The 9,304-nt window shown below is 46.0% G+C and carries 9 protein-coding genes; 5 read left to right on the forward strand and 4 right to left on the reverse strand.

Annotated features, from left to right (window positions below; translation table 11 throughout):
* Positions 1-30: 30 nt before the first annotated feature.
* The gene (locus tag HC752_RS14785) at positions 31-1,116 is read right to left on the reverse strand and encodes a DUF418 domain-containing protein (protein ID WP_194717376.1); all 1,086 of its coding nucleotides are present in this window, start codon (positions 1,114-1,116) and stop codon (positions 31-33) included.
* A 237-nt stretch (positions 1,117-1,353) separates the two neighbouring features.
* A complete protein-coding gene (locus tag HC752_RS14790) occupies positions 1,354-1,836 on the reverse strand; it encodes a GNAT family N-acetyltransferase (RefSeq protein WP_190335942.1) in 483 nt (160 codons plus the stop codon).
* Between the two features lie 229 nt (positions 1,837-2,065).
* Between HC752_RS14790 and HC752_RS14795 the strand changes: the two genes are divergently transcribed.
* The 3 genes from HC752_RS14795 (at position 2,066) to HC752_RS14805 (ending at position 5,921) form a co-directional block, all read left to right on the forward strand.
* Positions 2,066-3,913, forward strand: coding sequence for a M3 family metallopeptidase (locus tag HC752_RS14795; protein WP_190335943.1), 1,848 nt, complete (start codon positions 2,066-2,068; stop codon positions 3,911-3,913).
* Positions 3,914-4,402: 489 nt separating this feature from the next.
* Complete coding sequence (locus tag HC752_RS14800) at positions 4,403-5,173, forward strand: class II glutamine amidotransferase (RefSeq protein WP_190335944.1); 771 nt, start codon at positions 4,403-4,405, stop codon at positions 5,171-5,173.
* Positions 5,174-5,258: 85 nt separating this feature from the next.
* A complete protein-coding gene (locus tag HC752_RS14805; protein ID WP_190335945.1) occupies positions 5,259-5,921 on the forward strand; it encodes a hypothetical protein in 663 nt (220 codons plus the stop codon).
* Between the two features lie 53 nt (positions 5,922-5,974).
* On the opposite strand, the gene HC752_RS14810 is transcribed toward HC752_RS14805, so the two are convergent.
* Positions 5,975-7,291, reverse strand: coding sequence for an alpha/beta fold hydrolase (locus HC752_RS14810; RefSeq protein WP_190335946.1), 1,317 nt, complete (start codon positions 7,289-7,291; stop codon positions 5,975-5,977).
* Between the two features lie 56 nt (positions 7,292-7,347).
* Complete coding sequence (locus tag HC752_RS14815) at positions 7,348-7,776, reverse strand: MAPEG family protein (RefSeq protein ID WP_190335947.1); 429 nt, start codon at positions 7,774-7,776, stop codon at positions 7,348-7,350.
* A gap of 345 nt (positions 7,777-8,121) precedes the next feature.
* Between HC752_RS14815 and HC752_RS14820 the strand changes: the two genes are divergently transcribed.
* Both HC752_RS14820 and HC752_RS14825 read left to right on the forward strand, forming a co-directional pair.
* Positions 8,122-8,331: a DUF3283 family protein gene (locus HC752_RS14820; protein WP_104398728.1), complete on the forward strand. Its 210-nt coding sequence runs from the start codon at positions 8,122-8,124 to the stop codon at positions 8,329-8,331.
* Positions 8,332-8,424: 93 nt separating this feature from the next.
* Complete coding sequence (locus HC752_RS14825; RefSeq protein ID WP_190335948.1) at positions 8,425-9,141, forward strand: YebC/PmpR family DNA-binding transcriptional regulator; 717 nt, start codon at positions 8,425-8,427, stop codon at positions 9,139-9,141.
* Positions 9,142-9,304: the final 163 nt, after the last annotated feature.

Consider the following 9,304-nt stretch of genomic DNA (forward strand, 5'->3'; position numbering starts at 1 on the left):
TAGGCAAAAACTCAAACTCATGATGCTTCCTTAACGATGCGTAGGGATTAACTGCTTTTTTACTTGGCTTCGAGTGTATGCTTTTCTCCAAATGTATTCCAACGGTCCTTGTTTAAAGGCTGTTAAATACAGGTGAGCGGCAACAATTTGTACAACGGTGTACGCAAGGGCAATGAGGATGTAATCCCATCGGGTGGCCGTTAAGTGGAACTCAGTGAACGTCCAGCGCAGCAGTATGGCCATCACAATGGACTGCGAAATATACAGGCTAAACGCCAGCTTACCTGGTGCCGCAAATAACGAAACCACAGTGTTTTGGTTGGCGACGAGTTTGACAATGGCATGGGCGTAGATCAGTGCGACAAAAATTGCAGAGACACTGGCGACAATCGATCCAAGTTCTGCCGTCTGATTTGGAAGGTATATGCGTAGCGCCAAGTCTAATGCCGTAAAGCCTATGCCCCCCAGTGCGACCAAGCGGAACGTTTTTTTGTCGAAACCTTTGGAGAAAAAACCGACTCGAAATAAGAAAGCACCGAGCATCATCAAGCCAGCTATCTGCCAAAATACCCAAAGAGGAGACGTGAATACAATAACGAGTGCCACCCCACCCTGAATGAGCATTTGTATGCCGTAAGAACTGAACCATAAGTCATACACTTCCATGAACTCTGGCGTTCCTTGAACCAGTGGTGGCTCTTCTAAGAAAAGAAATGCGAAGGCAATGCTGAAGTTCAGCACTCCACCGATGATCAAATATCGGTAAGATTTCTTAAGAAGCTTTTTGAGCGGAAGATCAAGCGATTTAAGAACGAACAGCGCCGATACCCCATAAAGCAGTAACACGTCACCACCAAAAATAAACAGCCCGTGTAATACCCCAAACAGCATCAGCCATTTCACCCTTGGCTTTATGGCTTCTTTGGGGGCAATGTTTTTTCTTTTATAAGAACGATATTGAATGGCTAAACCAACACCAAAGAGCAGGCAGAACAAGGTTCGAAAGCGCCCATCAAAAAAAACACCGCTGAACAAATTAATGAAAGTGTCACTGATGGGAGGAAATTCGGGAGAAACGTATCCGGTGGCAAATAAGCCGTGGTAATAGATGTTCATGAATAGGATCCCTAAAATCGAGATCCCTCGTAATATATCGATGGACTGAATGCGCACGTTAATACCCTTACTGACTTTTTCACTACCTTGCCTAAGCAAGCACAGATTTGCTATATGCCATAAACGAATTTACACGCATTATGAGGCAAGTGCTTTGTGTTTGCTTAGGGCTAAAATGTAGCAAGTGAAAGGTTAATGTGCCCTAAAGCTGGAAAAGTGGTTCAGTTTGGTTAAGTTCTAGGACTCAGCAAGATCCAGCAACGCTTTTCCTGTTAATCGGTAGCTTATCCATTCACTTTGAGGCTTCGCGCCAAGGGATTCATAGAAATCGATGGCAGGTTGATTCCAGTCTAATACATTCCATTCAAATCGACCGCAATCTTTAGCTAAGGCAACCTGCGCCAAATGCTTAAGAATGTGTTTTCCTGCTCCCGTGCCACGTGCATCGGGTGTGACATACAGATCTTCTAGGTATAAGCCGTATTTCCCTACCCAAGTGGAGTAGTTAAAAAAGTACACAGCAAACCCGACGGCTTTGCCGTCAAGTTCACAAATAAGCGCATGGGTAGTGGAGCCTACGCCAAAAAGGGTTTCTCGGATACTTTGTTCAGTGGCTTGAACTTTGTGCTCTGCTTTTTCATAGTGGGCAAGCTCACGAATAAATTGAATGATAAGCGTGGAATCTTCAGCCACAGCATGACGAATGGAGAATGGAGCCATTGTTTCTAATCCCTTAAACATTGAATTCTGAATAACAAACAATGGTGTTGCATAAGGGCGGTTTCAAGTAATGAGTATAAAACAAAAACTTATTATTCAATGATTTATGGTGTTGAGTTCAGTGTTCTTAGTTGAAGTTTTGTTAAAATACACGTCTGGCTCACTATTTTAGCGGTGCGCTCCATGCGATAATTCCGCGCCAATAAATACAACAGCTTGAAGGATCAACATGTCGGCAACTGCATATCTAAACGACTTAAATCAACGTTATCTGGCTATCCATCGTACGAAAGAAGATTTTTTCTGGGAAACCTACATGGGTATCAGTGATGACCATGAAGGGTCTTCTAACGCACAAACGGAATGGACTCAATTCCTAAGCCAAGCTTCACAAATCAATGACATCAATCAGCAGCTAGACGCTGCCGAAAACATCAGCGACTCGCAAGAAAAACACAGTACCATCGCGGGTCTTAAAGGTTGGCTGGCGATGTTCAAAGCTCACGCGATTGAAGGCGAAAAGAGCCAACAACTCAAAGCAGATTTGATTAAGTTTGAATTCGACCTGTTTGAACGCAATCAAAAACATGCCCTGACTTATATCGATGAGCATGGCAAATCGGTAGAAGGCTCCTTGCCTGTGGTTGGTGCGGCGGTTCGCGCGAACGAGAATGAAAACGTTCGACAATCGGCTCATTCCGCTTTTCTGGATTTAGAGCAATGGTTACTCAACAATGGTTTCATTGAGCTGGTGAAACGCCGGAATGCGTTTGCTCGTTCCCTTGGGTACCAGACCTTTTTTGATTACTCCATCTTAAAAATGGAGAAAATGACCACGCAAGAGCTGTTCAGTATTTTGGACGATTTTGAAGCCCGTACGCGTGATGCCCACCTCAGCAGCTTAAAGAATTTGGCGGCAGAGAAAGGGGAAGGGGCGCTGGCGGGCCATAACTTCATCTACTCATTTTCGGGTGATGTGATGCGCGATCTGGATCCGTACGTCCCGTTCTCTAAGTCGTTGCGTCGCTGGGTAGAATCATTTGGTCGTTTGAACATTGAATATTCCGATGCCGCGCTCACGCTGGATTTGTTGGATAGAAAAGGCAAATACCCGAATGGTTTCTGCCACGGGCCGGTTCCGTCTTTTTACGATCAGGGCAACTGGGTGCCCGCGCAGGTGAACTTCACCAGCAACGCAAAGCCAGACCAAGTCGGCAGTGGATACGATGGCATTAACACCTTGTTCCACGAAGGGGGACACGCCGCTCATTTTGCCAATGTGAAACTGAATGCTCCGTGTTTTTCACAGGAATTCGCCCCTACATCGATGGCGTATGCAGAAACACAATCCATGTTCTGTGACAGCCTATTGACGGACGCCGATTGGCTTAAGCAGTATGCACTCGATAACGATGGCAACCCCGTCCCAGATGAGCTCATCAAGGCGATGATTAATAGCCGTCAGCCTTTTAAAGCGTATGAAGAACGCAGCATTCTTGTTGTGCCGTATTTCGAAAGAGCGCTTTATGAGTTAAGCGATGACGAACTCACCCCTGAAAACATCACTCAGTTAGCTCGTGACTGTGAAAAGAACATTCTTGGCTTAGAGTGCAGCCCGCGTCCGCTGCTGGCAATCCCTCATTTGTTATCCGATGAGTCCGCTTGTGCGTATCAGGGATACCTGTTGGCTCACATGGCGGTGTACCAAACGCGCGCGCACTTTACAAAGACATTCGGCTATCTAACGGATAACCCAGAAATTGGTCCGTTACTGGCGAAACATTACTGGCACGGCGGCAACAGCACGTCTCACAATGACACCATTGTCAGTCTGACGGGGGAAGGCTTTAACGCGAAATACTTAGCCGACGAGTGTAACTTGTCGGTGGATGAAGCGTGGCAAAAAGAGCAAGAAAAAATCAAAGGCTTGGCCTCGCGAGAACGCGCCAGCGTATCTCCCTTGCAAGCCACAATAAAAGTGGTCGATGGTGACAAAGAGCTTGCCTCAAATGCGAGTTCTGACGCGGAAATGTGCGATGCTTTTGAAGCCTACATTGTCAAAAACTACGGCCGATAACGGTTCATCAACAGATAAGGTTCATAAATAGACCGCCATTGTTTGAATAAGAAGACCAAAAGAGCCAGTTTGACTGGCTCTTTTTACACGCCTCAAAGGATAACAGACCCTAATGACGTAGATAAACCGCGTACATTCTATATGGTTATGACCACTTTTCTATATGGTATTACCGCCTTGCTATATGGCGATGACCACCTTGAACTCAGTTTTCAAGTCGGGGTGAAGCCCTCCCGTTCCGTTACCTGTACGAGAGCGCTCACTGGAACGCACCCACTTTCGATTATCGATTTCAGTGAGTGCTTCAGGTCAGTCTTCCAAACCCGTGATGAACATCATGAACTTGCGTATGCGCTCAGCTCAATTCCGTCATATTCAAAAAAAATGGGTAGACTTTGCTACCTTTGTTGAAGACGGTAGCGTCCAATATCTACTATGATGTTTATTAGGAGAATATATTAACTTGCCATATTTGAACTAGGAGTAAATATGTGCCGCTGGCTAGCTTATCAAGGAAAAGAAACGTACCTATCTGACTTAATTTTTGCGCCCGAATATTCGTTGGTACAACAAAGTATGAGTGCAAGGAAATCCATTACAGCGATTAACGCGGATGGGTTTGGTGTGGGTTGGTATGGCGTGAAAGAGGATCCTGGATTGTATCGAGAAGTCCTGCCTGCGTGGAGTGACTGCAATTTAAAAAGCCTGTCAGAACATATTGTGTCTCCCCTCTTTTTTGCTCATGTTCGTGCTTCAACGGGGACACAAACGGCGCGTACGAATTGCCATCCATTTCGATATAAAAATTGGTTGTTTATGCACAATGGTCAAATTGGTGGCTACGCCGAGCTGCGCTGGCACATTGAACGTCTAATCCCGAAATCTATTTATGGGTTCAGGCAAGGGCAAACCGACAGTGAGTTGCTGTTTTTGTTATTGATTGCGAATGGGTTGGTGGAAGGGGAACCCAGTGCCGCCATAGGCAAAACATTGGAACTGATAGAGTCCCTGATGCTGGACGAAAAAATCGAAGAACCGCTTCGGATCAGTGCGAGTTGGTCGGATGGTGAGACGATTTGGGCCTTTCGATATGCGTCTGATGATCACGCGCCCACGTTGTTTTATAAGATGATGGAAAAGGGCATTGTGGTGGCTTCCGAGCCATTAGATAGCGAGCGCCAAGCTTGGTATTCGGTCGATCAAGCTCGCTTAATGACCGTGCATAAACAGAAAGTGGCCATTAAAGAACTAAATCATTAAGTGTGAACGGTCTTTCAGGGTAAAATGCCGTCCAGTGAATTGAGAGCCCTCGGGCTCTTTGTTGTTGTCAATTCTGGGTGCCGACATGTCGAAAAAAATTTTACCGATCCCTTTGGTTCTGCTGATCCCCATACTGCTTCTGGGTGTGGTCATCATTGCTGCGGTTTATCGTTTTAGTTTGACGGATGAAGAGATTTACGCCAAACAGGGTAGAACCGTAAAATCGGAGCAAACGGCTGAAACAGACCCCGTTATGCTCAAGTTGTTTGCACTTGAAGATGCACAGCCGTGGTTGGTGAGTGTGCCTGAAAGTTTGTCGAAAGCGCAGTTAAGCCAAGTGGTTGGTGAGCTTGAAAAGGCGAGAGCAAAAGGGTTTTACTCGGTAGATGGCCAGCGTGGCGAAGTCATCGTCAATTTTCTTAAAATCACCCCATTGAATTATGGTGATCCCTCTGAGGCGATGACGTTTGTCGCCCCCTATGCGGTGACGACTCAAGGGACGGGCGTTTTCCATTATTTGGGTTTATTCCGATTAATGCACAATGAAAAAGTCGTGAAACAACTGGATTACATTTTTATTGCGGATCGCGCTCAGAATGTCGATGTTGCAACGGATGAGCCCTTTGATGTGAGTGAATCCGTTGTGGTTCGTTATCTTGCTCATTCAGAGTCACAGCCACTCTCTGAAACGCCGAATGAAGAGGTCGAAAAACGCATAAAAGTGGGACCGACACGGTTTATTAAATAATCGGAATTCGGGATAAACAAAGAAAAAACCTCCCAAAGGGGAGGTTTTTCATTTTAGCTGATCGAGGTAGTTGAAGTAGATGGCGGTAAATTGGCGATCGCGTCAGCCATCTCTAGGAGTTTATCGAGAATGCGTTCACCCTCGACGCCTATGCCGTTGTGCTCGTATTCGTTGGTGATCCACGCTTTGCTGTTTGGAATGCCCGCCAGAGTTTCTCGGCTGTAATCCATTTCAACGTACATGTCGTCCGCGTATACAGCGCAGGCTATTGGCACGGTATTGCTCGCCAGTTTGTCCACATTATACAGGCTTCCCCAGTCGCTTTTCTCCGCCAGTAAATCGGCGGCTTGCTTGAGTGGTCGCAATCCTTGGAATTGGTCGAACATCCACGGGTACACCATTTCACCGGTAAACAGGAACGGTTTGCCGGTGTTGTAGTGAAATTCAGGGTATTCCTCTCTCACACGGTGTGCCGACCAAGAAGAGGCTTCATGTTGGTTGTAGATGGATTCATGCAACAACGCGTAAATTGGGTTCGTGTGGAATACCTGCTCTTGAAGCATGGCATTCAAAAAGCCAAAACTCAGGGTTTCTTCACCGTTAACCGTGACAAACGCATTTTCCAGTAAATAGTACATCGGCGTGTTAGCACCACTTCGGCCAAGATTTGCGCCAATGAGCTGGAATTGTTCTACCGAGAATGTCTGACCATTTGGCAAGATCACATCATTGTTTAGAATGAAGTCTGCGATTTTCTGGCATTGAGCTTGCGCGGCTGGGAACTGAGCAAAAAACGCGTTGTTTTTGTCGGTCACTCGCTTGTAAGTGGCGTGGTAAACGTCGTCGGCGTGACGAACTAATGAAGGCACCCCGCCTGTGATTAATGAACGCTCTAGCCTTTCTGGGAACATCGATAGGTAGGTCAGAGAACAGAACCCACCAAAGCTTTGCCCAAGAATGCTCCAGCGCTCAATACCCAATTGCTCACGAATCGCTTCCGCATCACGAACGATGTTGTCGGCTCTGAAATGGCTTAAGTATTGCGCTTGCTGCTCGGGGCTTTGGCCCTCCAAGGTTTGAAACGTAATGACGCTGCTGTTACCCGTACCGCGTTGGTCGAGCAGTAAAACCCGAAATTGCTGAAGTGCGCGTTTCACCCAACCTGAACTGCCGTCAACCCTTGGTGAGGCAAAGCCAGGACCGCCTTGAAAATACACCAACCATGGCAGTGATTCGCTGTCTTTACTGATGTCCACCAGCTCTCTGGCAAAAACGGAAATGGTGTCGCCATCGGGTTTTTGGTAATCCAATGGCAACTCAAAGGTGTGAGGACGAAAACGGACTTGTCCTTCAATAAATTCTGCTCGCACTTTCTTCTCCTTTCATATGAAAGCAAACAGAGAGTAGCAAAATTTATACGCGCTTGTTAGAAGCCGTTTATTCCTAGTGCGATGAACAATCCTAGATTGGCCATCAAACCCAACATATAGAAATAACTGCGTGGGCTAGGGTTACGCTCTGTAGCAATGACGTAGTACAACACCATGTGAATGAGTCGAGCGATGGCGTAAATCCACACGAAAACAGCCAGCGTTGTTGAAGACATGCCAGCGAACATCGCCAAAATCGCAGGGAGAACAAATACGGTGACGTTGTCGAGCGAGTTTTGGTGGGTGCGATGGCTCCGAAAGACAAAGGATTCGTGGCTCAGATTGCTGTCGACAATTCCGGGGACATAATGAGATTGCTTACGGTGAGCCACGGACGCGACAATGGCTTGAACGAATACCGTGAATAGAATCAACCACAAGCCCCATAGCGTGAAAGCGTATTGGGAAAAAAGTTCAGCAAACATAGGAGTCCTCGATGTGTTAAATTTAAGTTGTGCGCAATGTTTATTTTAGGCGTATATTAATTGCGCACAATCTAAAAGTAAATAAATTGCGTGCAATTTAAATGGCTCTCTTCTCTTACTTTTCTTTCTACTTTATACCTCTTGTTCTCTCCCTTCAGATCATGGATTCGACTGAATAGCAGTCAACCAATGGCTTGAGGGGCAACTCATATCGCGAAATTCCTTTTACGTCACCATTCTTGATTCCTGTCACTTTTCTTTTTTGAATTCTTCCGTAGCTCTCTACCTAATGGCTTAGGCTGTGATATATTCTTGCCCTTTCAAACTATCGATGCAGGTCTTACGATGTCGTTTAACCTTTCGCTCCTTCCTTCCGAAGAGAAAAATGAAATAGAAATCGACAAGCAAGCTTCGTTTTTGGTGTGGAAAATCAAGCAAGCTCAGGCGGGACCTGAGGTGCTGGTTGAGCACAAATCCAAACTGAGGTTGGAATCAGAAGTCGAATTATTCGAACAATCGGTAGCAAAATATAAAAGAGTGATGGGGGTGGCTTAGCTGCCCTAAAGCAAAATCCATCAAGGTCAAATTGAATTGGTTTTTGTTTTTGCTACAATCTTTCGCATTTATTGAATTAGAGAGAACATCCCGATGGGAAGAAGTTTTGAAGTGCGCAAAGCCTCTATGGCGAAAACTGCAGGCGCAAAAATTAAAGTTTATTCCAAATACGGTAAAGAAATTTACGTATGCGCGAAAAACGGCGGTACTGACCCAGACATGAATCTGTCGCTTAAGCACCTGATTGCGAAAGCGAAAAAAGACCAAGTGCCCGCACACGTTATCGATAAAGCGCTTGATAAGGCGAGTGGCGGTGGTGGTGAAGATTACCAGCCCGCGCGTTACGAAGGTTTCGGACCGGGCGGGACTAGCGTGATCGTAGATTGTTTAACCGATAACGGTAACCGCACTTTCCAAGATATTCGACAATGCTTTGTGAAAACCGGTGCAAAAATTGGGGTGGAAGGTTCTGTTTCTCACATGTTCGATCACCAAGCCGTATTCCAGTTCAAAGGCGACGATGACGAAGCTATCCTAGAAACACTCATGATGGACGATGTGGATGTAACCGACGTTGAACTTGAAGATGGTGTGATCACGGTATTTGCCCCTCATACTGAGTTCTTCAAAACAAAGACGGCTCTGACGGGTGCCTACCCTGATTTGACACTGGATGTAGAAGAAATCACGTTTGTCCCACAAACGCACACGCCAGTCGCGGGTGAAGATGCTGAGAAATTCCAAAAATTCTTGGACATGCTAGACGAATGTGACGACGTACAACAGGTTTACCACAACGCCGAACTGTAAGCGTGACCTTGTTGGATAAGAACCGAGCCTAAGTGCTAATGCCGATCGTTTAAGACTCTTGAACGATCCTTAATAGTCTTCATAATCGGTCCCAGATATGTATCTGGGACCGATTTTTTATGTCTGAATTTTCTTTAGAACTTCAAGCTACTGCTGAATTTCA

This window comes from Vibrio sp. S9_S30 (genome assembly GCF_014694455.1).
GTDB lineage: Bacteria > Pseudomonadota > Gammaproteobacteria > Enterobacterales > Vibrionaceae > Vibrio.

Excerpts from the sequence above, each read along its gene's own strand:
- HC752_RS14795 (WP_190335943.1), top strand. The coding sequence starts at position 2,066 with ATGTCGGCAACTGCATATCTAAACGACTTAAATCAACGTTATCTGGCT.
- HC752_RS14820 (WP_104398728.1), top strand. The coding sequence starts at position 8,122 with ATGTCGTTTAACCTTTCGCTCCTTCCTTCCGAAGAGAAAAATGAAATA.
- HC752_RS14815 (WP_190335947.1), bottom strand. The coding sequence starts at position 7,776 with ATGTTTGCTGAACTTTTTTCCCAATACGCTTTCACGCTATGGGGCTTG.
- HC752_RS14805 (WP_190335945.1), top strand. The coding sequence starts at position 5,259 with ATGTCGAAAAAAATTTTACCGATCCCTTTGGTTCTGCTGATCCCCATA.
- HC752_RS14800 (WP_190335944.1), top strand. The coding sequence starts at position 4,403 with ATGTGCCGCTGGCTAGCTTATCAAGGAAAAGAAACGTACCTATCTGAC.
- HC752_RS14785 (WP_194717376.1), bottom strand. The coding sequence starts at position 1,116 with ATGAACATCTATTACCACGGCTTATTTGCCACCGGATACGTTTCTCCC.
- HC752_RS14790 (WP_190335942.1), bottom strand. The coding sequence starts at position 1,836 with ATGGCTCCATTCTCCATTCGTCATGCTGTGGCTGAAGATTCCACGCTT.
- HC752_RS14825 (WP_190335948.1), top strand. The coding sequence starts at position 8,425 with ATGGGAAGAAGTTTTGAAGTGCGCAAAGCCTCTATGGCGAAAACTGCA.